Annotated in this window: 25 protein-coding genes and 4 pseudogenes; 19 read left to right on the plus strand and 10 right to left on the minus strand. The window is 67.9% G+C overall.

All coding sequences use genetic code 11. The features are described from left to right. Positions 1-211: pseudogene (locus tag ACF08M_RS38495) on the plus strand (hypothetical protein); the annotation flags it as partial. 22 nt (positions 212-233) lie between these two features. Here the strand turns inward: ACF08M_RS38495 and ACF08M_RS38500 are convergent. Continuing rightward, positions 234-458 (minus strand): hypothetical protein, encoded by a 225-nt coding sequence (locus ACF08M_RS38500; RefSeq protein ID WP_392189958.1) that lies wholly within the window; start codon positions 456-458, stop codon positions 234-236. Between the two features lie 61 nt (positions 459-519). Beyond that, on the minus strand, positions 520-1038 hold the full coding sequence (locus ACF08M_RS38505) for a hypothetical protein (RefSeq protein ID WP_392189959.1): 519 nt from the start codon (positions 1036-1038) through the stop codon (positions 520-522). Between the two features lie 336 nt (positions 1039-1374). Between ACF08M_RS38505 and ACF08M_RS38510 the strand changes: the two genes are divergently transcribed. The 5 genes and pseudogenes from ACF08M_RS38510 to ACF08M_RS38530 form a co-directional block, all read left to right on the plus strand. Further along, complete coding sequence (locus ACF08M_RS38510; protein ID WP_392189960.1) at positions 1375-1584, plus strand: DUF6207 family protein; 210 nt, start codon at positions 1375-1377, stop codon at positions 1582-1584. A gap of 168 nt (positions 1585-1752) precedes the next feature. Further along, positions 1753-1890 (plus strand): hypothetical protein, encoded by a 138-nt coding sequence (locus ACF08M_RS38515; protein ID WP_392189961.1) that lies wholly within the window; start codon positions 1753-1755, stop codon positions 1888-1890. Positions 1891-2830: 940 nt separating this feature from the next. Continuing rightward, a pseudogene (locus ACF08M_RS38520) lies at positions 2831-2920 on the plus strand (IS5/IS1182 family transposase); the annotation flags it as partial. Between the two features lie 483 nt (positions 2921-3403). Beyond that, positions 3404-3829 (plus strand): hypothetical protein, encoded by a 426-nt coding sequence (locus ACF08M_RS38525; protein ID WP_392189962.1) that lies wholly within the window; start codon positions 3404-3406, stop codon positions 3827-3829. Between the two features lie 99 nt (positions 3830-3928). Beyond that, positions 3929-4279: pseudogene (locus ACF08M_RS38530) on the plus strand (FAD-dependent oxidoreductase); the annotation flags it as partial. Between the two features lie 261 nt (positions 4280-4540). Here ACF08M_RS38530 and ACF08M_RS38535 read toward each other — a convergent pair. Both ACF08M_RS38535 and ACF08M_RS38540 read right to left on the minus strand, forming a co-directional pair. After that, on the minus strand, positions 4541-4969 hold the full coding sequence (locus ACF08M_RS38535) for a Tn3 family transposase (RefSeq protein WP_392189987.1): 429 nt from the start codon (positions 4967-4969) through the stop codon (positions 4541-4543). A gap of 18 nt (positions 4970-4987) precedes the next feature. Next, entirely contained in the window at positions 4988-5596 is a 609-nt protein-coding gene (locus ACF08M_RS38540; protein WP_392189963.1) for a TetR/AcrR family transcriptional regulator, read from the minus strand. A 96-nt stretch (positions 5597-5692) separates the two neighbouring features. Between ACF08M_RS38540 and ACF08M_RS38545 the strand changes: the two genes are divergently transcribed. After that, a complete protein-coding gene (locus ACF08M_RS38545; RefSeq protein WP_392189964.1) occupies positions 5693-7480 on the plus strand; it encodes a TIGR03086 family metal-binding protein in 1788 nt (595 codons plus the stop codon). A gap of 101 nt (positions 7481-7581) precedes the next feature. On the opposite strand, the gene ACF08M_RS38550 is transcribed toward ACF08M_RS38545, so the two are convergent. Next, a complete protein-coding gene (locus tag ACF08M_RS38550) occupies positions 7582-7746 on the minus strand; it encodes a hypothetical protein (protein WP_392189965.1) in 165 nt (54 codons plus the stop codon). A 678-nt stretch (positions 7747-8424) separates the two neighbouring features. Here ACF08M_RS38550 and ACF08M_RS38555 point away from each other — a divergent pair. Continuing rightward, positions 8425-9912 carry an ISL3 family transposase gene (locus tag ACF08M_RS38555; protein WP_392189988.1) on the plus strand — a complete coding sequence of 496 codons (1488 nt, stop codon included), beginning with the start codon at positions 8425-8427 and terminating at the stop codon, positions 9910-9912. Between the two features lie 8 nt (positions 9913-9920). Here the strand turns inward: ACF08M_RS38555 and ACF08M_RS38560 are convergent, their stop codons facing one another. The 3 genes and pseudogenes from ACF08M_RS38560 to ACF08M_RS38570 form a co-directional block, all read right to left on the minus strand. After that, positions 9921-10220, minus strand: a complete 300-nt coding sequence (locus ACF08M_RS38560; protein ID WP_392189966.1) for a hypothetical protein — start codon at positions 10218-10220, stop codon at positions 9921-9923. 135 nt (positions 10221-10355) lie between these two features. After that, the gene (locus ACF08M_RS38565) at positions 10356-11102 is read right to left on the minus strand and encodes a class I SAM-dependent methyltransferase (protein WP_392189967.1); all 747 of its coding nucleotides are present in this window, start codon (positions 11100-11102) and stop codon (positions 10356-10358) included. 155 nt (positions 11103-11257) lie between these two features. Beyond that, positions 11258-11800 (minus strand): annotated as a pseudogene (locus tag ACF08M_RS38570) (ATP-binding protein); the annotation flags it as partial. Positions 11801-11981: 181 nt separating this feature from the next. Between ACF08M_RS38570 and ACF08M_RS38575 the strand changes: the two are divergent. Genes ACF08M_RS38575 through ACF08M_RS38590 form a run of 4 tightly spaced genes read left to right on the plus strand, consistent with a single transcriptional unit; the run spans position 11982 to position 15780 of the window. Continuing rightward, positions 11982-13139: a tyrosine-type recombinase/integrase gene (locus ACF08M_RS38575; protein ID WP_392189968.1), complete on the plus strand. Its 1158-nt coding sequence runs from the start codon at positions 11982-11984 to the stop codon at positions 13137-13139. After that, the gene (locus ACF08M_RS38580; RefSeq protein WP_392189969.1) at positions 13136-14323 is read left to right on the plus strand and encodes a hypothetical protein; all 1188 of its coding nucleotides are present in this window, start codon (positions 13136-13138) and stop codon (positions 14321-14323) included. The genes ACF08M_RS38575 and ACF08M_RS38580 overlap by 4 nt, the downstream gene beginning before the upstream one ends. Before the next feature lie 12 nt (positions 14324-14335). Further along, the gene (locus tag ACF08M_RS38585) at positions 14336-15331 is read left to right on the plus strand and encodes a tyrosine-type recombinase/integrase (protein ID WP_392189970.1); all 996 of its coding nucleotides are present in this window, start codon (positions 14336-14338) and stop codon (positions 15329-15331) included. Further along, on the plus strand, positions 15328-15780 hold the full coding sequence (locus tag ACF08M_RS38590) for a DUF6262 family protein (protein WP_392189971.1): 453 nt from the start codon (positions 15328-15330) through the stop codon (positions 15778-15780). Before ACF08M_RS38585 ends, ACF08M_RS38590 begins: the two co-directional genes overlap by 4 nt. Before the next feature lie 23 nt (positions 15781-15803). On the opposite strand, the gene ACF08M_RS38595 is transcribed toward ACF08M_RS38590, so the two are convergent. Then, positions 15804-16289 carry a hypothetical protein gene (locus tag ACF08M_RS38595; RefSeq protein ID WP_392189972.1) on the minus strand — a complete coding sequence of 162 codons (486 nt, stop codon included), beginning with the start codon at positions 16287-16289 and terminating at the stop codon, positions 15804-15806. A gap of 11 nt (positions 16290-16300) precedes the next feature. Between ACF08M_RS38595 and ACF08M_RS38600 the strand changes: the two genes are divergently transcribed. The 6 genes from ACF08M_RS38600 to ACF08M_RS38625 all read left to right on the plus strand — a co-directional run bounded on the left by ACF08M_RS38600 (position 16301) and on the right by ACF08M_RS38625 (position 21156). Beyond that, positions 16301-16993, plus strand: coding sequence for an ATP-binding protein (locus ACF08M_RS38600; protein WP_392189973.1), 693 nt, complete (start codon positions 16301-16303; stop codon positions 16991-16993). Positions 16994-17159: 166 nt separating this feature from the next. After that, positions 17160-17933: an aminoglycoside adenylyltransferase domain-containing protein gene (locus ACF08M_RS38605; protein WP_392189974.1), complete on the plus strand. Its 774-nt coding sequence runs from the start codon at positions 17160-17162 to the stop codon at positions 17931-17933. A 708-nt stretch (positions 17934-18641) separates the two neighbouring features. Next, complete coding sequence (locus ACF08M_RS38610) at positions 18642-18839, plus strand: TIGR02391 family protein (RefSeq protein WP_392189975.1); 198 nt, start codon at positions 18642-18644, stop codon at positions 18837-18839. A 326-nt stretch (positions 18840-19165) separates the two neighbouring features. After that, the gene (locus ACF08M_RS38615; protein WP_392189976.1) at positions 19166-19669 is read left to right on the plus strand and encodes an N-acetyltransferase; all 504 of its coding nucleotides are present in this window, start codon (positions 19166-19168) and stop codon (positions 19667-19669) included. Positions 19670-19778: 109 nt separating this feature from the next. Then, the gene (locus tag ACF08M_RS38620) at positions 19779-20339 is read left to right on the plus strand and encodes a transposase (RefSeq protein ID WP_392189977.1); all 561 of its coding nucleotides are present in this window, start codon (positions 19779-19781) and stop codon (positions 20337-20339) included. 466 nt (positions 20340-20805) lie between these two features. After that, on the plus strand, positions 20806-21156 hold the full coding sequence (locus ACF08M_RS38625) for a hypothetical protein (RefSeq protein WP_392189978.1): 351 nt from the start codon (positions 20806-20808) through the stop codon (positions 21154-21156). A 203-nt stretch (positions 21157-21359) separates the two neighbouring features. Here the strand turns inward: ACF08M_RS38625 and ACF08M_RS38630 are convergent, their stop codons facing one another. Then, positions 21360-21716 carry a hypothetical protein gene (locus ACF08M_RS38630; protein ID WP_392189979.1) on the minus strand — a complete coding sequence of 119 codons (357 nt, stop codon included), beginning with the start codon at positions 21714-21716 and terminating at the stop codon, positions 21360-21362. Between the two features lie 447 nt (positions 21717-22163). Here ACF08M_RS38630 and ACF08M_RS38635 point away from each other — a divergent pair, with 447 nt between their 5' ends. Next, positions 22164-23174: a hypothetical protein gene (locus ACF08M_RS38635; RefSeq protein ID WP_392189980.1), complete on the plus strand. Its 1011-nt coding sequence runs from the start codon at positions 22164-22166 to the stop codon at positions 23172-23174. Positions 23175-23533 lie beyond the last annotated feature (359 nt).

Consider the following 23533-nt stretch of genomic DNA (forward strand, 5'->3'; position numbering starts at 1 on the left):
CAGCTCAAGAGCCAAAGACGCTGTCGACGCCGCGCTCTACACCACGGCCTCCGTCGACGCGGTCATCCCCGCCCACCCCGAAGTCGACTGGGAGCTGCGCTCGGTGGAGAAAGGCCGGCGGTCCCCGCTCGCGTCACTGCGTCCGGCACCGGCACCGGCACCGGCACCAGCACCAGCACCAGCACCAGCACCAGCACCAGCACCAGCCTGAGTCTGCGGGCGTCCGTCCGGCGCTACGACCGTGCTCCTCCGCCCGCAGCGTCCCAGCCGTCCAGGAAGGCGGCCAGGGCGCGGCGTTGTTCTTCCTCGCGGGCGATCTGGCGGGCGAGTACGGTGCGGTCGATGAACGGGTCGACGGCGGCGAGGACCAGGCGCTGGAGCTCGGCTGGTTCCAGTGCTTCAAGCTCCCACTGCACGGGGTGGGTGGGGTCGAGGCCGTGGCGGCGAAGGTCGGCCATCTCGGGTCGCCGTGCTTGCCCTCGGCGGAGGGCAGTTCGTACTCGATGGTCTGCTCGCGGGTCAGGAGCACCCTGCGGGCCTCGTCCCAGCAGTCTGCGGTGTGCCGGACCGGACCCAGTCCCGTTCGATGTCCGCGCCGCTCGCGTCGAAGTCGCCGCACCAGAGCAGCATGGCGCGGCCGTGCCGGGCGGTGCGGCGGCGTACGACTTGGGCGTAGGACTGGGAGGCGAAGCCGCGGACGACCAGGACCGGGATGCCGTACTCGGCCAGCCAGCCGGTGAGGAGTTGCCGGAGGGTGTCCTTCTCCGCCGCGACGTACAGCGGGCGCTGGCCCTCGGTGCGGTCGAGGGCGAACCAGGTGGCGGCCTCGCGCAGGAACGCGCGCGGGTCCGGCCAGGCCGGCGGAACGTGGACCTCGCGCAAAGTGTCGATCAGGTCCGGGAAGGTGCCCTCACGGCGGGCCTGGGCGAGGTGGGAGGACAGATGCCGGTACATCGACGGGGTGCGCGGCAGCATCCCCTCGGAAACGAGCCGGTACATGACCTGGCGCAGCGTGACGCCGCCTTCGTAGCTCTCCACAATTTCCCGGGCTCGGTCCACGACGGCTGGCCACCGGATCCGTTCACGTGCCATACGGGTACATGTACCCGCCCCCGCCCGGAAGATCGCAGGCCCACGCAGTGCAGCCTTACAGGGGTCTACCGGTCCCTGGCCGCTCGCTGGGGCATTGGCGTGACTCCCTGGCAGTGGTGCAGCCGGCCCGGTCCTGTCGGCGGACACGGCTGCCCTTCATGTCTACGGACCGGGGACGAGTCGCGCGACCGGCGCCGGGCGAACCGGTGACCGGGCCCCTCGTACGGCTGATGCCTTTCCCGTCGGCGAACCACAGGCGCGGCCGGGGCCGTCAGTGAGGGCATGCAGATCGACAAGCAGCACATCGCCGAGCCCGGGCTCGTAGTCCTGGACATCACCGCCGCAGACGAGAACACCCTGCGCGCGGTGATGGACAGCCTCCAGCAGCAGTGGGCAACCTCCGGGATCACACCAGTACGACGCCTTCCGGGTGAGCCCGGGGTCCGGGCACGGGTGCGCGCCGACGTGCACCGATCCGGCCCGACCGACTAGCCACGCCGCCGCTGGCCCAATGTTGGCGGCCCCTGCCGCGCGGGGCCATCAGCGCTGCTGGTCTTGACCACTCGCTGGGCCCGCGTCCTGGTCACTTTCAGGCGCTGTTCATCGTAGGCGGGCCAGGGGGCACGGCCGGGAGCGCGGAGCCACAGGATTCCTTCACGGATGTCTGTGACGATCGCGCTGGTCCGGCCGTCGGTCACTTCGTCGCCGACGCTCGGCCGCCAGCTGCTCATGTACCCACCTCCGCTGCCAGCACTGCCCATACCGACGGCGCCGGCTGAGCTGGAGGAGCTCGGCTGAGCCGCCTGACGGAACAACGAGGGCGGCGGAAAGCGGCTTGCTGTGCTCACTCCTGCGGCCGGGCCGATCTGAGCCGACCTCCAGCGGCACCGGAGTGGCTGGTAAATGTGGTGTTGCGCCGTGGTCTGAGCCTGATGGCCACGAAGCTGGACGTCTTTGCCGCGGTGAACGCCGGGGCGCAGGGGCGCTACTGGGAGCCGTCGGGGTGGCCGGCCTGGAATGCGGTGGGCATGGTGCTGGAGCGGTGCCCGCACCGGTGGCTGGAGCTGACGCAGGACGAGGGGCTCGGGCGGGTGGTCCAGCACATGCTCATGGACTGTGTGGAGACCGAGAAGCTCCCTGATGAGGTTCTGGCTGCGTGTGTGCCGGCCCTGGTACTGCCGGAGTGGGCGGAGCTCCCAATGCCCGGGAAGAGCCAGCGTCAGCGGCTGCGGAACATCGCCCGGCGTGTGGCCCAGCATCCTCGGCTGCAGGAGTTGGCCACGGGCACCCTGCATGAGACAACCGCCCGCTGTGTCAAGAAAGGGGGTCTGCTCCACGCCAGGAAATTGCGGCATCTTCAGCCGCACGAGGCGGTGTCCCTTGCCCATGACCTCGCTCTGACCAGCAACGACGCGAACAGTCTGGCGAAAGTGTGCGAGGTCGTCGCACAGTTGCCCCGGCCCACGGCCGTCGAACGCCCCTCCGCGTATGACGAGCATGAAGCCCCTACACCGAAGCGCCTCCTGAGCGACGACAACCGTGTCAGCGCCCTCGCCGCCCTGGCCTGCAACCCGCACCTCGATCGCCGCCAGGTCACCGACCTGCTGGACCATCTCCACCCAGCTGAGGTCCAGTGGCTGCGTACCTACGTTGACGCAGTTCCGGCGTGGCTCAAGGAGGCAGCTGTTCAGCACAAGGCGACCCCTGCCCACCAGCAGGAGGTGCCCCGCGTCCTGACAAACGCAGCGACGACACCAGCGGTTTCCGCGTGCTGCCTCGCCGTTGGGTCGTCGAGCGGGGGTCAGCACGAGCCCGGCGAGTGCCCAGAGGGCTGTGAGGAGCGCGGTGCGGCGCAGATGACGAATCACGCCGATCACGTTCCGGCCCCTGATCGGCGGAGAATCGTTGCTGCCTGGCGGGTGTCACCCACCCGGGTAAGAAGTCGTACCGGGTGCCGCAGCAGGGCGTCGTGACAGTGTGTCGGGGCCGAGGGAAGCTCGTCGGGCAGCGGCGGCAGCGGCTGGTGCTGCGGCCACTGGGCTCTGCGTGACCTTCAGTTCGAGACGGGCCTGATCGGCCTGAGCCGCTGCGCCAGTCGGCAACGGGCCCGACGAGAGGGTCGTCGACTGGGCCGGCATGGTGGTCGCAGGGAGGTACCGGCTGGAACGCGAGCTCGGGCGCGATGGGATGGGCCGTGTGTGGGAGGCCTTGGACACTTGCACGGGCTCGTTAGAGTGTCGTTTGATCTTCCCCGCCGGATGAGGAATGGAGCGCTTTCGTGGCCCAATTGGTCCGAGAAGACGCGCTTGACGTGCGGGTTTCCTTCAACAGTTTCGCCTTCCAGGAGTCGGACGACAGCTTGGTCCCAGTGCCGTACAACCAGGCATATGTGCAAGGCGGCTTCCTGACCCAGCATGCGCGCAGGATTGATGTGTACAGCGGCGCGCATACGCACGACGCCGAGGTGCGGGTGCGGGTCTGGGACATGGAGCCAGAGACGGGTGGAGGGCCCTGGGACGAGCAGGATGAGGTCGACTTCGAGTCGGCCACCGGGGATGTCGCGGCCTGGTCGACGGCCTATGGCCGCTTGCCCGATCTGATCAACTTGGGCACCCCGGGCCGGTGGCGGGTCCGGGTGAGCTGTTCGGGTAGGGCCGAGGCCAAGCGGGTGTCCGAGCAAGAAGGGGTCGCCTACGGCGTGGAGAAGTACGTCGTCGACTTCTGGCTCCAGCGGTGACGAAGCGGGCTCGCTCCAAGGGAAATACTTGGGGCGAGCCCGCATCATCGGTCAGCTGATCTTGACGATGAAGCCGTCTTCCGGAACAGTGCAGGGGTGCGATACGAGCTGCCGGGCGAGCACCCGCTGACCGGCCGCAGCACCCCGGACCTCGAACTCACCGACGGCGGCCGCCTCGCGGACCACCTCCATGGCGGCCGGGCGCTCCTGCTCGACCTCACCGACGACCCGGAGCTCCGGGCCCTCGCTGCGGGGTATGCCGGCCGCGTCGACACCCTGACGGCCGGCTGCCCGTACCGCCCGGACCTGGCGGCGATCCTCGTCCGTCCGGACGGCTTCACGGCCTGGGCGGCCGACGCGGGGGCGCAGGCGCCGACGTCGACGGCCGGGCTGGCGGAGGCGCTGGAGGAGTGGTTCGGAGTGCCAGAGGGTGCGGTGACGCCGGGCTGATCCGCCGCTCTGATGACTGACTCGAACCACGAGCCGATCCCACCCACGGCCGCCGCACCCACCCGGTGTGACGGCCGCCCGCACCCCAGTCCCGGCCCAGCAGCAGCCCGGAGCTCTCACCAGCCGCCTACCGCCCCCGCCGCCACGCATAGCCGCCACGCCCTCCGCCGGTGTTACGGCTCCCGGCACCCTACGAGCCGGTGACCAGTGCAAACGTCACCGCCGGGACAGCCTCGGCGGTGACGGTCACCCGCACCGGGGTCACTCATCTTCGGCCGAGTCCGGGTCGCGCAGCGGGCGCAGGCCGCCCGGCAGTTCGGGGAGCTGGAACGAGTACCGGCCGAGCATTGATGTGGGCTCAGGACAGCGGCGACAGGGCCCGTCGGTGGGCCTGTTCTGCCACCTCTCCTCGCTCAGGATGTCCTGGAGGGGCAGGGTGTTGACGTGTGCCAGCGCGGACTGGAGCAGGTGCGGGGCGAGCATGGAGACCTCGTGGGACTTCTTGTCGGAGCCGGGCAGGTCGCCGTCCTTGCCGTGTAGCAGGCCGTGGTTGGCGCTGTTCCAGTTCTCCACGACCTGGAGCCTGTCGTTGAGCTCGCAGCGAAGGTTCGCGTCGGCTTGCCGCGGCTCGTGATGTGGATGCCGCGTGCTGTCATTGCGTCCGCCGTGCTCAGCGCACTCGGGCGCCAGGCTCCGACCGGCGAGCGGTCACCCCGGTCGGCGCGTGAGCATGCGGTCGACCAGGCCATTGACGTAGTCCGGTGTCAGGGGTGCGACGCCGAACAGCACCCGGATGTAAATCGGCGCCAGGACGCCGTCCAGCACCTCCAGCATGTCGGGGGCGTCCTCGCCGCGGGTGCGGGCCCGCTCCAGCATGCCCTGGAGCTGCTCGGAGCGGATGGAAAGGAACCGGTCGCGGGCCGACTCGCCGTCAGGGCCGGCGGCCAGCGCGGTGACGACGGTGCGCAGCAGGGCCAGGCCGTCCGGCCCGGTGACATCCTCGGCGGCCTTGGTGGCGAAGGAGCGCAGGTCGCCAGCGAGGCTGCCGGTGTCGGGGATGGGCGAGTACTCGGTCAGGCGGCTGACGACCATGTCCATCAACAGCGCCTCCAGGGTGCCCCAGCGGCGGTAGATGCTGGTGTCAGCGACGCCGGCGCGGTCGGCGACCTCGGCCACCGCGAAGGTGCCGTAGCCGCGTTCGGCGATCAGGTCGGCGACGGCCTGGTGGACGGCCGTGCGGACCCGGGTGCTGCGGCCTCCCGGGCGGCGGGCGGGAGGCGGTGTCGGCGGGGTGGCTGTTGCGGGGTTCCCGTTCACGACACCCAGCTTAACGCAGGAAATTTTTGCGTTAGCAGCGAAGGTCGGTCTATGGTCTCGCTTAAGGCAGTCATCAACTGCGTTAGGAGTTCTCTGGTGAAGCCGATCTTCTTCCCCGACCACCCTTCGTTCTGGTACGAGACCCTGCGGACTCTCGGTCACATCGCCTATGGCGGCGCCGACTTCGGCGAGGTCGCCACCACCGCCCAGAACATCGCCGACGGCGACTACGACAGCTGGCACGATCAGTGGCTGGCCACCGCCGACCGGGTCGCCGGCCAGGCCCATACCTCACTGGAAGGCGGCCACCGCACCAGCACCCGGGACGGGTTGCTGCGCGCTTCGAACTACTACCGCTGTGCCGAGTTCTTCCTGCACGGCAACGCCGCCGACCCGCGCATCCGCCACGCCTACGATGCCTCCGTCGCCTGCTTCCGCCAGGCCGCGGAGCTGTTCACCCCCGCGATCACGCCGGTCGCCATCCCCTACGAGGACACGACGCTGCCCGGCTATCTCTACCGTCCTGAGGACTCCGGTCTTCCGCGCCCGACCGTGGTGATGTTCAACGGCTTCGACGGCACCGCCGAGGAGATGCACTTCTTCGGCGCGGCGGCAGCCGTCGAACGCGGCTATACCGTCCTGGCCTTCGACGGCCCCGGACAGCCCGGCGCCCGCCACCGCCAAGGGCTGACGTTCCGGCCGGACTGGGAGAACGTCATCACCCCAGTGCTCGACTTCGCGATGGCGCTGCCCGGCGTCGACGCGAAGCGGATCGCCGTGTTCGGCGCCAGCATGGGCGGCTACCTGGCGCCCCGCGCCGCCGCGTTCGACCGTCGGATCGCCGCCGTCGTCACGCTCGACGGCGTCTTCGACCTCGGGGACATCAGCACCGCCCCTCTAGCACTGCCCCGCGACGAGGCCGAGCGTCGGCTGCGCGCCGCTCACGACCCCGCCCTCGATGCGGTGATCGAGACCGTCATGGCTGCCACCCCCACCCTCAAGTGGGCCATCGAGCAGGGCATGTTCGCGATGGACGCCGACAGCCCGCGCGCGTTCTGCGCCGCCTACCTCGACTACCACCTGCGCGATGGCACCGCCGAGCGGATCGCCTGCCCGGTGCTGGTCTGCTCCGGTGAGGACGACGGCTTCTTCAAGGGCCAGCCGGAGAAGCTGTACGACCACCTGCGGTGCGAGAAGACGTTCATGGCGTTCACCGAGGAGGAGGGCGCCGAAGCGCACTGCCAGTCCGGCGCCCAAAAGCTGGCGTTCGCCCGGATCTACGACTGGCTGGACCGGGTGATGGCCCGCCGGCCCGCTGTGGTCGGGCACATCGGCCGGGCGCTGGCCATGACAGGCGCTGTGGTCGAGGCCATCGATGGCCACAGCTGGTCGAGCCCCACCCCCTGCCCGGGTTGGGACGCGCGCACCACGCTCAACCACCTCGTCGGCGGCATACGGATCTCCGCCGCCGAACTGACTGGCACCGACCCCGGAGGCGAACACCACGACGACTGGCTCGGCACCGACGCTGCAGGCGCCTACGCGGCCGCCGCCGAGGCCGACCGCACGGCCTGGCAGCACGCCGCCCCCACGGACGCCGACCTCGACAAGGCGACGCTCCACCTCGGCTTCGGCACCGTCCCGGGACCGACGGCAGCACTGATCCACCTCACCGAGGTCCTCGTCCATGGCCTCGACCTGGCCCTGACCGCCGACCGGACCGACCTCATCGACCAGCACCTGTGCGAGGGCCTGCTGGCACGCATGCGACGGGTGGACATGGACGCCTTCCGCCGACCTGGCATGTTCGGACCCGAGGCCCAGGCCCCCGCGGACGCGCCGGCGCATGCGCGGCTGCTGGCCTTCCTCGGCCGACAGGTCTGAGACGGCCACGAAGTAATGGAGGCATTGCCGCCTGCGGCGCATGCGCCCGTGGCCCGCGCAGGCCTACGCCGCGGCCGTGCAGCGCCCCAGAACACAGCCGCCTACTCCTCCAGGGCCTCATCATCCTCTTCGAGGTGGACGGTCGCCGGGCCGCGCAGGGGCCGCAGGCCCTCGCGCGGCGGGCGGGCGGCGAACCTGTAGCGGCCCGAGCGATTGAGGTTGGCGTGCTTGAGAGGGGAGAAACGGGCGACGTCCTTTGAGTGCACCCGATGCTGCCCACTCGATGCCGCGATGCGCACCGGCGATGCACGGCATCCACTCCACTCCACCTTGAGTGGAGTCCACCGAGTGGAATGAGCCTCCGCCAACTTGAAGACGCAGGTCAAAGGGCTGGTGTGACCGGCTCTCGGATTGCTCACGCTGGTCGGGGGCGGCAGTCTGAGCAGTAGATCGACCGTCAGGCTACGTTGTATTGCTGGCGCCAACGGCCCGGAGTAGGGGTCTCCGTGCTTACTGCGGCAGGTTGGCCTCGTCCGCCTTGCGGAAGATGTCCGCGCACGTTGGGGAGGGCACCGACTCGCGGGCTGCAATAACGGTCAGCGTATGGCGCACTTCCGTGCTCTGGCTTCGTTCACTTCGAGCGACAGCGTTTGTCGATCTGTTTGAGCAGCAGTGAGTGCCCAGCCCCGCCATGTTTGTTCACGAGAATTGGCTCTGGCTCACTTTCCGTGGAGCTTGCACGCTGAGTGACGGTTGTTGGGTGAGCGGGCCCGGAGGAAGTTGCCCGGAATTGACCCGTACCGGGTGGGGTGGGGCTGACAGTTCGGCTCGTGGAAGAAGTGGTGCTCCGGCTGGAGGAGTTGCTGTTCCCGTCGATCCCGGATGTGGCGGTGCTGTCGGTCGATGTGAACGACGAGGCGGTACTCATAGAGGCTCAAAGCACGGTGGCTGGGGCCGCCTGTCCCGGATGCGGGATCTGGTCACGGCGGGTTCACAGCTCCTACCTGCGCTTTCCCGCTGATGTGCCCAGCGGTGGCAGACGGGTTGCTCTCTGTTTGCGAGTCCGCAGGTTCCTCTGCCCGGTCACCTCGTGCGGGCAGAGGACCTTCGCCGAACAGCTGCCAGGCTTGACTCGTCGGTACGGTCGGCGGACCGAGCGCCTGCGGTCGACGCTGGCCGCGGTCGGGCTCGCGCTCGCCGGTCGGGCCGGTGCCCGCCTGGCGAGCATGCTCGGTGTTTCCGTGAGCCGCAGCACGGTGCTGCGGCTGGTCGAAGCGTTGCCCGACCCCGAAGTTCCGGCCCCGCGGGTGGTCGGTGTCGATGAGTACGCGACCCGCAAGGGGCGTCACTACGGGACTGTCCTGGTCGACGTCGAGAGCCTGCGTCCAGTCGATCTGCTGCCTGACCGGGAGGCGTCCAGCCTGGCCGCTTGGCTCGTGAAACGGCCAGGGGTGGAGGTGGTCTGCCGTGATCGGGCACCGTTCTTCGCCGAAGGCGCCACGGCCGGGGCACCACAGGCGGTGCAGGTCGCGGACAGGTGGCATCTTTGGCACAACCTGAGCGAGGCTGCGGAACGGTGCGTCGCGGACCACCGCGGATGCCTGAAGGCCCTGGCGCCGGATCCGGCCCAGCCTGCCCCAGAGCCGGAGAAGTTCGAAGACCCCTCCGGATCGCCTTGGCCGAGGGGACACCGCTTCGCTGACCGAACCCGTGCCAACCACGCGACCGTCCACGAACTACTGGCAGCCGGGCTCAGCCGCAGGGCGATCGGCCGCCAACTTCGTATGACCTCCCGCACCGTCAAGCTCTTCGCCGATGCAGCCACCCCGGAGGACCTGTTCCATGGACAGTGGCAGGGCCGGCCATCCAAACTCGACGCCTTCAAGCCCTACCTGGATGAACGCTGGAACCAAGGCTGCACGAACGCCTGGAGGGTGTGGGAGGAGATCGTTTCGCTCGGCTATCAGGGCAGCTACCAGCGGGTTCGCGCCTACTTCCGGGAGAAGCGTCTCTCTCCCGGCCCCGTCACAGCTCGGCCACCGTCACCCCGGGTCGTTGCCGGATGGATCCTTCGCCGGCCAGAGACCCTCACCGAGACGGAGCACCTTCGACTCAAGGCCGTGCTTGTCAACTGCCCTGAAATGGACGCCCTCACAGGCCACGTCCGCTCCTTCGGCCAGATGCTCACCGAGCGCCAGGGCGAACGGCTGCCGCAGTGGCTCGATGCCGTCCGGCGAGACGACCTTCCCGGCCTTCACACCCTCGCCGCAGGCATCGACCGTGACCGCGACGCCGTCATCGCTGGTCTCACACTGCCCTGGAGCTCCGGCGTCGTCGAAGGACACGTCAACCGAATCAAGATGCTCAAGCGCCAGATGTTCGGTCGGGCCGGCTTTCATCTCCTCCGCAAGCGCGTCCTGCTCTACTCGTGAAGCACAGGTCAGACCGCATCATCAAGGAGCCCGAAGCCTGCCGGGAACCCTTCCAGGAACTCCCGCCGAGCAGGATCGGACTCGGCTTCGGCCATCGTTCCGAGTAGGTCGATCAATTCGCTCCGCTGGTCGTTCGACAGCTTGCTGGCCAGGTGGGCGACACCCTCCAGAATCCTGACGGCGTCGTCCGGATCCATCTGCTCGTCTTCACTGCCCTCGATGAACCACAGGACGTCGACCAAGGCTTCGGCCAGGGCGTGAGTCAGAGACGAGTACACGGGCATCAAGGCGGACTCCCAGCAGGTCACGGCAGCAGAGTCCGGCCATCCCACCACACACCACTGACATCACACTCAGTTAGCCCTCCACGGAAAGTGAGCCAGAGCCCGAGAATTGACGGCACCTCTGTCCGCTGGCGGTCGCCAACGTGTCGCAGCGCTGTGTCAGCAGGTGGTGACAGCCAAGCTGACGACGTAGTGCTCCTCGACCATCCGGTTCGGGAAGACCTCAGTCAGGAGGTCGCGCTCCTTGGCAATAAAGGTGTTCGTTGCTTCCTTGCCGAGGACGAGGAAGTCGGAGTAGCTGGCGAGGTTGGCGAGGTGCATGTCAAGTGGAACGCTCCGGGTCCACGGCACGTGCCGATGGACGAAGCCGAGCTCGGACGGCAGTCCGCGGAACCGGGCCATGGGGTCGTGAGGGCTGTCGTCGGCACCGAAAAGCCGGCGCAAGCGCGCGTCCTGGTTGGCAATCCACGGAATAGTGCTGTCTGAGTCGTTCCACCAGAGGGCGAGTGCACCACCGGTGCGTAGGACTCGGAGAGCTTCCGGAACGGATTTGCGCTGATCGGTCCAGTGCCAGGCTTGGGCATATGTGAGGACGTCGACGGAGGCGGAGGCCAGCGGCAGGTTGTTGCCGTCCCCGATCACAAGGGGGACGTCGGGCAGGCTGAGACGGAACTGGGAGGCCATCCCGGGGCCGGGCTCGACAGCGATGACGTTCGCACCGCGGGCCCGGAGAAGCATCGTCGCCAGTCCGGTGCCGGCCCCGACGTCGGCAACGCGAGCGCCCTCCAATGGGCGGCCGGTGAGTTCCTCGACCGCGTCGAGCAATTCGGACGGGTATGAAGGACGGTTCGCAGCGTAGCTGGCGGCAGCCGTGTCGAACGAGCGAGCCTGCGAGGTGATGGTCATACGAACATTGTTGATGGCTGCAGGTACTTGGCGCCGGACTTTAACCCTTTCCGGCGACAGCAGGTAGTCACCCAGGACGTCGGTGAATGCACCAGCGTGACGGACAGCTCGCCGCCCAGGGCGGGCGGCGAACGTTGAGACAGAGTCGTCGGACGTCAGCTGGCGTTGGCTTGCTCTTCGGCTCGTGCTCGGGTGGTGGCGAGGCGGTAGGAGTCGGTGCCGGTCTCGATGATCGTGCCGTTGAAGGTGAGGCGGTCGACGATGGCCGCGCAGAGGCGAGGATCGGTAAAGGTCTTGGTCCAGCCGCCGAAGGACTCGTTGGACGCGATGGCGACGCTGTTCTTCTCCTCACGCTCGGTCAAGACCTGGAAGAGGAGCTCGGCGCCGTGGCGGTCGAGTTCCATGTAGCCGAGTTCGTCAATGCACAAAAGATCAACGCGGCCGTAGCGGGCAATCGTCTTGTTGAGCTGCTCCTCGTCGGCGGCCTCGAACAGCTCGTTCACCAGCTTCGTGGCGAGCGTGTAGCGGACGCGGTAGCCCTTCATCGCCGCCTCCGTCCCCAGGGCGATGAGCATGTGGGACTTGCCGGTGCCGGAATCGCCGATCAGGCAGAGCGGCTGACTCTTCTTGATCCACTCGCAGCTGGCGACGGTGTGGATGGTCGCCGCGTCGATGTTGGGGTTGGCGTCGAAGTCGAAGGCCCGCAGTTATCCGGGGTTCTTTTGTGCCCGTCTGGAACGTGAGTCTGCGTGGGGTTCACTCGTTGTCGTGGTCGTTGGCGTTTTGCTATCCGGGGTCGCCCGGCAGCGTCGGTGACGTCGGCAGCATGGCGTCGTGCCGGTACAGAGAGTTGAGTTTGGTGATGGGCGGACGTGGACGGTGGTCGGTGCCAACTACCTCCCGGTCGTGCCCGTCGGGGAGTTCTTGGAGTTCTTGCGCGTCGGCCGGGACGCGTCGCCTCACACCCTGCGTTCCTACGCCGCGTCGCTGAGTGCGTGGTGGGAGTACTTGGAGGCGGCCGGGCTGGCGTGGGACGAGGTGACGCTGCCGTCGTTCCTGCCATTCCTGACGGTGCTGCGGACCGGCGATCCGGTCGGAGTGCACCGCTTGCCAGGTGCTGGTGCTGGCCGGGGCGGGGTGGCGGAGTCGACGGTGGGGCTGCGGGTGGCGGCGGTGCTGTCGTTCTACCGATACCACGCGGATGTGCGCGGAGTGGCAGTCGCCGGACGGCTCTACCGCGTCGGTGGTCGCCGGGCCCGGAGCCGATACATCGGCGCGTTGGCTCACCTGGGCCGTGGCAACGACCATGCGAGCCCGGCGGTGCGCGTCCGCCCCCGCAATCGGGGCCCGGCACCGGTGCTCACGCCAGCCCAGGCCGGGGCCATCCTCGACGGGTGCGCACGCTTCGACGCCGGCTCAGGGCAGTGGTCGGGATCGGTACGCGACCGGCTGCTGTTCGCGACGCTGAGTGAGACCGGGATGCGGCTGGGCGAGTGCCTGTCGCTCAAGCACTGCGACTGGCACGTCGGCCGGGGCAGTACCCCGTTCGTCGAGGTCGTGCCGCGGCAAGACCACCCGGCCGGGGTGCGAGTGAAGAACGGCCGGTTCCGCCGCATCTACATCAGCGACGACCTGGAGCGTCTGCACAGCGAGTACGTGTGGGAACTGTGCGACGCCGACGCCCACCGGGCAGTCGACCTGGAGAACTGGTGGGTGTTCGTCAACCTGCGTCGCGGTGAGTGGCTCGCGCCGCTGCGGCCGGAGACCGTCTACGACCTGGTCGACCGCCTCAAGCGCCGACTGGGGAAGGCCGTTCCGTCCGCCTGGACGCCGCATTGGTGGCGCCATACCCACGCGACTGCGCTGCTGCTGTCCGGGGCTCACGAGCACGTGGTGATGCGGCGAATGGGCCACGCCGATGTGCAGACCACGCTGACCCTCTATGGCTGGGTCACCGAAGACACCGAGCTGAAGACCCTGGCGAACTGGAAGTCGTTCACCACCAACTGGCGTGGTCTGGAGGGAAGTACGGCATGACAGACCACCGCCTCCCGTCAGTTCCTGCCGGCGGTTCGACCGGACCGGACCGGTTCGCACAGAGCGCCGCGCTGATCGACGGCTTGGACCCGGTGTTCGCCGGGCCACTCTTCGATGGGCGGGACCCCAAGCTGGCCGGGGTGTTCATGCGCGGATCGCGGCAGGTCCGGCTGGACATCACCGCCCTGCCGCTGGTCATGCGCCGCGAGGTCGGATGGTGGCTGGCAACCTGCGCGCGCACCGGTGAACGACAGGCCCACGCCAGCGAGTGGAACCGCTGGGCGGCCACCGCCGCCGACGTCATCGCACGCCACGCGCACGTCGCCTCTTTCGCCGACCGGTCGCTGGCCGAGTGGATGACCGCCTGGGCCCGGAGATTCCATGCCGACCGGGGCCGGATGCCCGCCCCCGGGCACCGGATCCGAGCCCAGCACACCCTGCGCGGCATGCTGGAACGGCTACTGCGGCAGTACGCCAGCGAGGTCGACTGGTGGCGCCACGACATCTGGTCGCTGCGGCTGGACCCACGCATCCCGCGGCGCGAACACGAACCACGCGCCAACACCGCCGTCCGCTGGGGCGACATCACCCCTGCCTGGCTGCGGGAGGAGACCAAGTTCTACCTACGGCTGCAGATGGAATCCGGGCAGCTGACCTGGTCGACAGTGATGCAGCACCACGTGAACACGGCACGCTTCGCCGCGTTCGTGACCGAGCACGGAATCGACCACCCCGCCTTGGCGGACGGCTCCGAGCGGAGTCTGCGCGCACTCGCGCTCGACTTTGGCACCTTCCTGCACAACTGGCAGCGCGAGGCACCGGGCCGAGCCAAGGTCGGCGGCAGCCTCCAGCCGAGGACGATCAACAAGAACCTGCAGACGATCGACCTGTTCTACCGGGTCATGACCGACTGCCGCACCGAGGCCGCCGAAGCCCTGGACGATGCGCGGTGGCTGGCGCTCACCGACAGCCATGCCCGCATGTTCCGCCCCGCCGACCGGCCCCGTCAGCGCGAGGTCCGCGAGGCCGATGAACGCAACTACATCAACCACACCGACCTCAGCAGCATGCTCACCCACATCGAGCTCCTCGGCCTGCCGACCGAGCAGACCCGCACCGTCGCCCGCGACGCCTGCCAGGTCGATCTGGCCGGGCTCGGACATCCTGCAGTCATGCGGGCTTGACTCATCCAAGCCATGACCGGACGCCGGGCCAGCGAAGTACTGATGATGGACTTCGAGCCGCTGTCCGACATCCCCGGCCTGGACGCCGCCGTTCCTGAGGGCGGGATGGTCGCGCGGCTCCGCTACCAGCAGACGAAAATCGACGCGGCGCCGAACACCATCCCTGTCGGACGCGACGTGGTCGAGATCATCCGGGAACAGCAGGCATGGGTGCGCGAGAACTGGCACTTGGGCCCCGCCGAGACCATCCGCTACCTGTTCCCGAAGACCACCGGCAACCGGCACGGCACCAAGTCCTGGGAGACCAGCAACTACAACCACGTCCTGAAGGACTTCAGCCACCACCTGGACATGCGCGACTCACACGGCGAGCTCCTCCTCTACTCACGAAGCCACCGGCTCCGTCACACGAAGGCCACCACGCTCATCAACGCCGGTGCCCCCATCCACGTCGTCCAGCGCTACCTCGGCCACCTCTCCCCGGAGATGACGATGCGATACGCGGCGACCCTTGCGAGCACTGCCGAGCGCGAATTCCTCGCCCTGGCCAAGGTCGGGCGCGACGGGCGCGAGATCGGAATGGACCGCCGCGACATGCTCGACCTCGTGCAGCTCGACCGCCGCACCGACCGCATCCTGCCCAACGGTTACTGCCTGCTGCCACCCACCCGCTCCTGCGACAAGGGAAACGCATGCCATGGCTGCGACCACTTCGCGACCGACCGCACCTTCCTACCGGACATCCAGCGTCAACTCGCCGAAACCCAGACCCTGGTCGCCGCCCGGCAGACCCGCCACACCGAACGGTACGGCGAGCCGATGAGCGCGGCCAACGTCTGGCTGGAACAGCGCAACGCAGAAATCCGCAGCATGCAGCTGGAGGTCACCGCCCTCGAAACCCAGCCAGCCGACAGCACCACCGCCGTCCGCAGCGCCGGCGTGCTCGGTCGCACGGGCTACCAGGACGCCGCCGACGCCTCGGACCGCAAAGGGGCATCACGCTCATGAACAAACAGCCGGATGAAACGACCCCGGAAACCGTGCCTCCTGCTGACCGGCGAATCGCCGCCCTGCGACAGGCCGCCCAGGACAAACACCAGCAGGCCGTCCAGCGAGCAGACGCGGGCATCCGAAAACTGATCAAGGAGGGCGAGGAGATTAACTTCCGGGCCGTCGCCCGCAGGGCGGGTGTCAGCCTGGACTTCCTCTATGCCCACACCGACCTGCGCAATCGCATCGAAGCCCTGCGCGGCCAGCAACGGACCGAGGACCGACCTGCCCCTCAGACGCCCGCAGCCGACGACGGCACGGTCATCCATTCCCTTACCGAAACCCTTCGTCGTGAGCGCACCACTCACCGCGAGCGCATCCAGGAACTCGAACAGCGACTGGCCGCCGCACACGGCGAGATCCTGCGCTTGCAACGCGTGATCCAGTCACACGGCCCAGGACGGTGACAGCGCTCTCCGGGCTGCAGAACTCACGATCCAGAGCGCAATCCCAGAGCACTGTGCTGCACCACACCCGAGGGAAGATCCTTCTTTCCCGAAGCCCTGGCAGTCAACTCAACAAGGCCAGCCCGGAGTTCGGCGGCGGGCTCACCAAGGACGATCGCGCTGATGATCAGCTCCATCATCAGACAGTCGTACTCGTCGCCCATGCTCCGATAGCGCCCCCTATCGGCCTCGACCACAGCAGAGGCGATCCTCCTCCCACGACCAGCCGCGGGGGCAAAGGACACCTCATAGACGCCGTGACCGGTCCAACTCCGGTGCATGAAAAGGACATCGCCTTCAACGAAGACGTTCCACTTCTCATCCATGTCCCGGGCTCGATATCCGCGCTGGATCCGGTCCCAGTCCTCGTCGGTCCAGACACGATCCGGCAACTGAGAAACCGGCCGGGGCGTGCTGATCGGGTGGAGGCGCCGGAACGACTCTCGGGTGAGCGGGGCATCGGCAGTCATGACGCGATCCTATGGAAGCACCACTCCAACAGGACAGCGGATTACGTCCAAGAGCAAGCAACCTGGGCGGAGGGCGCCGTCAGCCGCCTTCCCGACGCGTCTGCAGCGTCCCGAACAGCAGTTTTGCAGGAAAGCTTCGCCACTACCCCAGATATCCGCAGGACTTCCGGTTCGAGAAGAACCCTCACGTCTCACCCGAGATCATCGGCGAGCTGAAGAACCCGGCGTGGGTCCAGGAGGGCCGTCCCCTGGTCCTGATGGGCGACAGCGGGACGGGCAAGAGTCACCTGCTGATCGGGATCGGTACTGCGATCGCCGAGGCCGGGCTGTCGGTCCGCTACACCACCGCCGCGGCCCTGGTGAACGAGCTCGTCGAGGCCGCCACCGCAAAGCGTCTGTCCTCCGTGATCGCCCGCTACAGCAAAGTTGACCTTCTCTGTCTGGACGAGTTCGGCTACCTCAACTTGGACAAGAAGGGCGCGAAGCTGCTGTTCCAGATCTTCACCGAGCGGGAAGAACGCAAGGCGACCGCGGTCGCCACGAACTCCCCGTTCAACGAGTGGGACACGATCTTCAACGAACCCAGGCTCTGCGCGGCCATCGCCGACCGGATCACCTTCCGCTGCACGCTGATCCAGACCGGCACCGACTCCTACCGCTTTCAGGCCACCGAAGCCGAACGCGGCAGCCAAGACACCCCCTGAGCCGGATTTCGTTTGATCAGCAGCTGGCATCGGGCTACGGTGCCAGCCGTGATCTCGTACTGCTTCGCCGCCACGCGGGCCCGCCGCGCCTGAACGCGGCGGTCCCACATCATCCCCGTCGCGCCCGTGAAACCTCTCACCATTCCTACGGGCACGGAGATCCCCCATGTTCACCCCCTACCAGGAGCTCGATGCGCTCCTGGCCGACCTCATCGGCACGGCCCGCAGCATCCTCGGCGACACCTTCGTCGGCGCCTACCTGCAAGGCTCTTTCGCGCTGGGCGCCGGGGACCTGCACAGCGACTGCGACTTCATCGTCGTCACCACCGTCCTGCCCAGCGGCGCGGCGGAGGCGGAACTCCGCCAGCTGCACGACGAGATCCCCACCCGTCCTGGCCACTGGACGAAGCACCTGGAAGGCTCCTACGCGGACACCACATCCCTGCGGGACGCTTCCGGTCTCGCAGTGCCCTGGCTGTTCTGCAACCACGGCCACCGCGAGCTGGTCTGGGACACCCACTGCAACAGCCTGAACACCCGCTGGATTCTCCGGAACCACGGCGTCACGGTCGCTGGCCCCCCGATCACGGACCTCGTCGACGAGGTGCCACCGCAGCCCATGCGCGAAGCGATGCGCACGATGCTCCCCGGCCTCATGGACGACCTGAAGACCTGGGCCCGCTTCGACATGGCCTGGACCCAGCGATATGCCGTGACGACCTACTGCCGGGCACTGTTCACCCTGTACACCGGCGAGGTGGCCTCCAAGCTCGGGGCCCTGGAGTGGGCACGCGACCACCTCGATCCGAGGTGGCACCCGCTACTCAACCAGGTAATCGAGGACCGAACCCGCGGCTTGGACCCGAATGATGCCCCGCGGCCAGGCAGTGTCGACGAGATGTACGCCTTCGCCGCCTACGCGGAATCACTCGCCAACTGATGGAGCTGGGCCCTGCCGTCTCACGCCTGTCAGGGACGAGATCCGGCAGGGCCCGGTGGCACACACGCTATCGCCACCCGCAGCCGCCCCATCGCAGACACTCACAGCCCCACACATGCCTGAATAAGAAGTCACCCGATGGGAGTGGCTCCCGTTCTCGTTGCCGATCATGAACCTGTGAAGGTGTCGGCCGCCTTCACGAACAGAGCAACCTGGTCCCCGCACTCGTTGCCCGAGCGGTCTCCTCCGACCCTGTCGAAAACAGGGCTGCCGTTCCTGTGCAGTTTCCAGAGGGGCTGGGACGCTGAGGGCAGCTTTCTGACGGCCCGTGAGGGTCGACTGGACGTAAGGAGTGCCGGTCACACCCACACTGCGGATCTCACGGTGGAAGTGTGGGACGAGCCGCCGCCGACAGAGGCGGCAGGGTGCTGGGAAGCGGATGTACAGGCGGTGATCGTTTCACCGTCAGGAACGCTGGACGTCTGGGGCGTTACCGGGGGCGATGCCGGAGAGTCTGTATCCCTGGGGCGGCCAGGGATTTGGCAGCTCAGGCTCCGGTGTACGGGGCGGGCCGCGGTGGCCGAGCAGTCTCAGCACGGTGTGCCGGAGGGGGTCGAGCAGTACTTCGCGCAGTTCTGGCCAGTGCGGGAATGAGAGACGGGCCGGGAACGGAGCGCTCCCGGCCCATGGACTCACCTGATCTCGACGATGAAGCCGTCGTCCTTGTGGCGTAGTCAGCACGAAGGGGCGGCCGCGTTCGCCCGTGGTGTGTACGTAGCGATCCGCAACCCGATCGCGCACGAGCTGGGCGACGAGCTCAAGGAGCACGAGGCCCTGGAGCAATTGGCGGCGTTCAGCTTGCTGGCGAGGTGGGTTGACGACTCGACGGTGGAGACCGCGGTGTAGCCCACCCGACCATGACGAAGTCGCGCAGAAGTCCGCTGTGGGCGCGGTCACAGGGCGTACAGACGCACGATGTGACACGGATGTTCCTCAACCCCCTCTTCCCACTGCCTCCAGTCGGCGGCGTAGGAGTCGGTGGTGTTCTGCGGCCGGAGGTTCTTCTCGTGCTGGGCTGAGAAGCCGTTGCCATACCGATCATGGAGTCTGTCGATCGAACGAAAGTCTCGATCGGGTGATCGCGGGCCCTGCCCGGCATGAGAGCAGGGCCTGGCGGTATACGGGGAAAATCCAGGGGAGCGGACGGCCGCGCGCTGCTACGGTCGGGCGCCATGAGCTGGCTTCCCGATGACTTCGTCCACCCCGTCCTGGTACCGCTGCCGGGCGGTGGCCATCACCTGCGGCCGATCCGGGAGGCGGACACCCCGCTCGACTATCCGGCTGTGATGGGTTCGCGCGAGCGGCTGTGGACCATCTTCGGCCCGGCCTGGGGCTGGCCCGCGGCCACCATGACCTACGAGGCCGACCAGGCCGACCTGTTGCGGCACGAGAAGGAGATCGCCGCACACCAGTCCTTCAACTACGCGCTGTTCGACGCGGCGGAGACAGCTCTGCTCGGCTGTGTCTACATCGACCCACCGGAGAGGGCCGGCGCGGACGGCGAGATCTCCTGGTGGGTGGTGGACGAGCTGGTGGGCAGCAAGGTCGAGCAGACCCTCGACGCGCTGGTGCCGCAGTGGATCGCCGCCGACTGGCCGTTCGAGCAGCCGCGCTTCCTCGGCCGCGAGATCTCCTGGTCGGACTGGCTCGCCCTGCCGGAACATCCCGACACGTAAGTGGTTGTTGCCCGTACCGATCTCGAAGGCTGTCGATCGAACGGGAGTCTCGATCGGGTGACTGCGGCGGTTTCCGCGCGTGAAAGCAGGGCCTCCAGGTAGCTCGGGGGTGCGATCCCATTCCGAGTACTTCCCGGAGGCTCTGTTGTCTTTGTTGTACGTGCCCGAGCATGTTGACCTCAACTCGCCCGCCGTGTCGTGCGATTGCCTCGCGCACGTGTACGGCAACGCGGCCGACCATCCGGACCGGGTGCGCCGGTATCCGTCGGACATGACGGACGCGGAGTGGGCGGCCGTCCGGCCGTTGCTGCCAGGGCCGGCCTGGTTCCAGGGGCGGGGTGGACGGCCCGAGGGCTACTGCCACGGGCAGTTGTTGGACGCGATCCGCTACCTGGTCGCGGGCGGGATCTCGTGGCGGGCGATGCCCGCGGACTTCCCCGCATGGGCCCGGGCCTACGCCTTCTTCCGCCGCTGGCGCGAGCACGGGCTGATCGCCGAGTTCCACGAACGGCTGCGCGGGACGGTCCGTGAGCGCGAGGGCCGCGAGGCCGAGCCTGCGCCTCATGGACACCATCATCTCCGTCGCCAACGACCCCTCCACCGACGGATACGCCTGCCAGATCGTCGCAGCCACCAACGGCCCCCTCCCCCCGCCCCTATCCCGGCGTAAGGGAGATCCACATCAACGAAGCCAACCGGTTCTTCGATCACGCCCCCGCCCTGGAGTCCTGAGCGACTTTCCCGGTTGGACCCAGCTGCCGTGGCCCGACCGGGAACGTGCACCGAACCACGACAAGCGCTCTCGGCACCGGCCGGCCCTGAGGCCCCGAGCCCGGCAGCCAGTGTCACTATCGCGCGCTACGGCATTCCCATGCCCCTGCGGCTTCGCTGCTTCTCGGCACCCGCCAGCCGTTCGCAGTGGTGTTCGTGACCAGCCGCAGCGCAGGCGGATCACCAGTGCCGGTGACAGGCCCCACCCACCGTTCAGGTGAGCCAGCACCGTCGCGGGCCGTGTCCTCCAGCAAGGGTGCAGGAGCGCGCCAACCGTGCAGGGGAAGGCTTCTCCTTCCAGAGAGCGTGTCCTGCGCAGTGGGAGCAACGTTGATCAAGGGCAGGGCACCATGAGAGGAGCGCGGATGTCGTACGGGTACGGCAGCGGGCCCAACTGGCCAATGATCCAGGCCAAGCGGCGGGCCGAACAGGAAGCGGACTCAGCCCGCGCAGAGATTGCCGGCCACCGGGCGTCGGCCGCTCGATGGGAGGCAGCATTCGAAGCGCTGGCCGTGCAGGTCCGGGCGGCGGTGGGCCGCACGGGCACAGAACACCGCGAGGACGACCGGTGCGGATGCACATCGTGCTGGGATGCCCTGATCGAAAAGCTGGCGAAGGAGGCAGGAGGAGGAAGACGCCCACCCAACACTGGCGGTACCGGAACTTTCTCGCTCTCCGACCTGTTCGGCGGCGCAGGACCACAGCAGCATTCCTGATCTCTCGGAGCGCCCACAGGTCCGGTGCACTGGGCTGCCGGTGATCGCGAGCGCGCCTACGGGATTGCGCCTGGACATCGTCCGGGCCGCAGGCTGCCGATACCTGAGTCGCTCGCGAGGGCAGGCTCGTACGCCTGCCCCGGACCCGCGTTGTCGGCCCGCTTACCCCGTCCTCCCACCGCTGCCGTGAGGGGGCTGGGGCACTACAGAGGGCCCGGCCAGGCGACTCCCTGCCCCTGGCCGCGGATCGCGCGCCATTCCGCCACAGAAACACGGCCTTCGGCTGCGATGTACCAGCTCCCGTAAAAGGCGTGGTTGGTGACATCGTCGAGGTCGTGCCATTCCGCGTGGTGCCCACAGTGGTGGCACGTGTTGGGGTTGAAGCTGCGGCCACGCTGCCACGTGGGCCGGTCGTGCATTCGCCCGGCCATGTCCACGGTGCCACCGGCCGGATCTGCCAGGATGCGGCGTGCGACGTCGACGGCTTCGGGGAAGTCGGTCGTGGTGAACTCATCAGCGCTTGGCCGATGCGCGGGCAGCAGCCCGAAGACCCACTGCATGGGTGCGGAACACTTCCGGCAGGGTGCCTTGAATGTCATCACGTTCACTCGCAGGGTGCTCACCGGGCACCACCTCCTATTTCCCGGCCACCTTGGCACACTCCGGTGTGCGGCTGGCCGGCACGGCCATGCTCAGGGAAGGGCCCCCGGCCAACTCAGGACGGTTCGATGGTCGTATGTGATGCCTGAGAGTTTGGGAAACCTCAGGTTCTGCTGGTGACCGCGGTTGCAGGCAGTGACCCTTTTCGGGCAGGCCAGCCTTCCCCGGCGATGGCGTCGCGTTGCGCAACCCGAAGGTTCGACCCCTTCAGCCCCTGGCCTGTGCCCTAAGTTCACTCTGGGCTGCAGTAAGGGGGATACAACTGCTTCGCACGCATTTCTCTGTGTTTGATTCGCTTTCGAATCTGTCACCAGTGATTGTCAGTGCCGTGCTCGACGATCCTCTGCATGAGCCTCACCAGTGAACTCAACGACCCGAACTCACCCCTCTCCTGTTTCATGGCCAGGGAGTTGCCCGCAACTTCCCGGATCACCGGCAGTCTGCACAGTCAGCTGCCCCTACGGCCGCGCACCGTCACACCGCAAGCTGCTGGGCGACCCGACTACCGCAGCCTGGGCCGTGCCATCGACCGCCGCCTGCGTATCGCCTTCGGCTCTCCCCTCGACTCAGTTCTCCTGGAAGGAGTTTTCTACGCAGGCATCGACGTGGCGAATACGGCCTCTCGCGCCATGGGGCGAGCTATCCACGGCATCGGCCAGGCGCTGCTGTCCGAGCTCAAAGGTCAGCCGGCAGCGCACGGTGGGACCATGACGCACTCACGTCATGACGAAGAGCGCCTGAGCCGCCTGTGCTTCGCCGCCTCGCACTTCGAAGAAGTCAAGCGGGCCGGCCTCAGGACCGGCAATCCACTCCTGCAGCTGGATGCGGGTGCTGTCCTGGACGACCTGCTCGGCCAGGTCCCCTCCTACGTTCCCGATGACATTGCAAGGCAGGTGGAACTTGCCGAAGCCGATCACGCGCTGGGGTGGGTGACACGACGCCCCGTGGACAAGCGCATCTGCGCTCCGGTCTTCAGCGGCAGCAACGACGTGGATGGCGCCGATGCCGACTTCATCGTCGAGGGTCATCTGATCGACTGCAAAGCAACTACCCGCCCGGAACGCTTCGGCTCCAGGAAGGAGGTGCACCAACTGGCTGGCTACCTGCTGCTCGACTACAAGCACGCCTACCGTCTTGACAAGGTGGGCTTCTACCTGTCCCGGCAGGGACAGCTCGTCACCTGGTCAATGCAGGAGTTCCTGGACCTGCTGGGCGCCCGGCGCTCCCTATCCGAGCTGCGGGCCGCCCTGAGCCAGGCACTGCGCGGGCCGGCACCCGCTACACCACCGCTCGGGGAGCCGCTGCCTCCGCGCGCGACGCAGGAAAGCCTCTTCGACGAAGAAGACGACACCGAATGATTCGTCAGGACCCGGCGGCGGATCTCCTCGTCGGCGCATCGGGAAGGGCCTGCCCATACCCCAGCAGAAGGGCCGTCCCGGCCCGAACAGAAGGAGGACGAGTGTCCCTCGCGCCGGTCGCACGCAGCGTCAGCGGCATGAGCCCGATCCGTTGACATCGGCGCAGCCCTCGCCGGATCCTTGCCCGGTCGCCTGCGAGGCAGCCGTCACGCGGCTTCCTGTCCTGTGGTTGCGTGGCCGGCCGCCGCTGCGCGCGTCGTGTAGCGCAGCGGCCCTTTCCGCCAGTCGAGCGTCGGTGTCAGCGGCCGCGGTTAGGCTCACAGCAACCACCAGCGGGTTGTACGCCGTACGGTCTGCTG

Source organism: Streptomyces sp. NPDC015032, assembly GCF_043080425.1.
Lineage (GTDB): Bacteria > Actinomycetota > Actinomycetes > Streptomycetales > Streptomycetaceae > Streptomyces.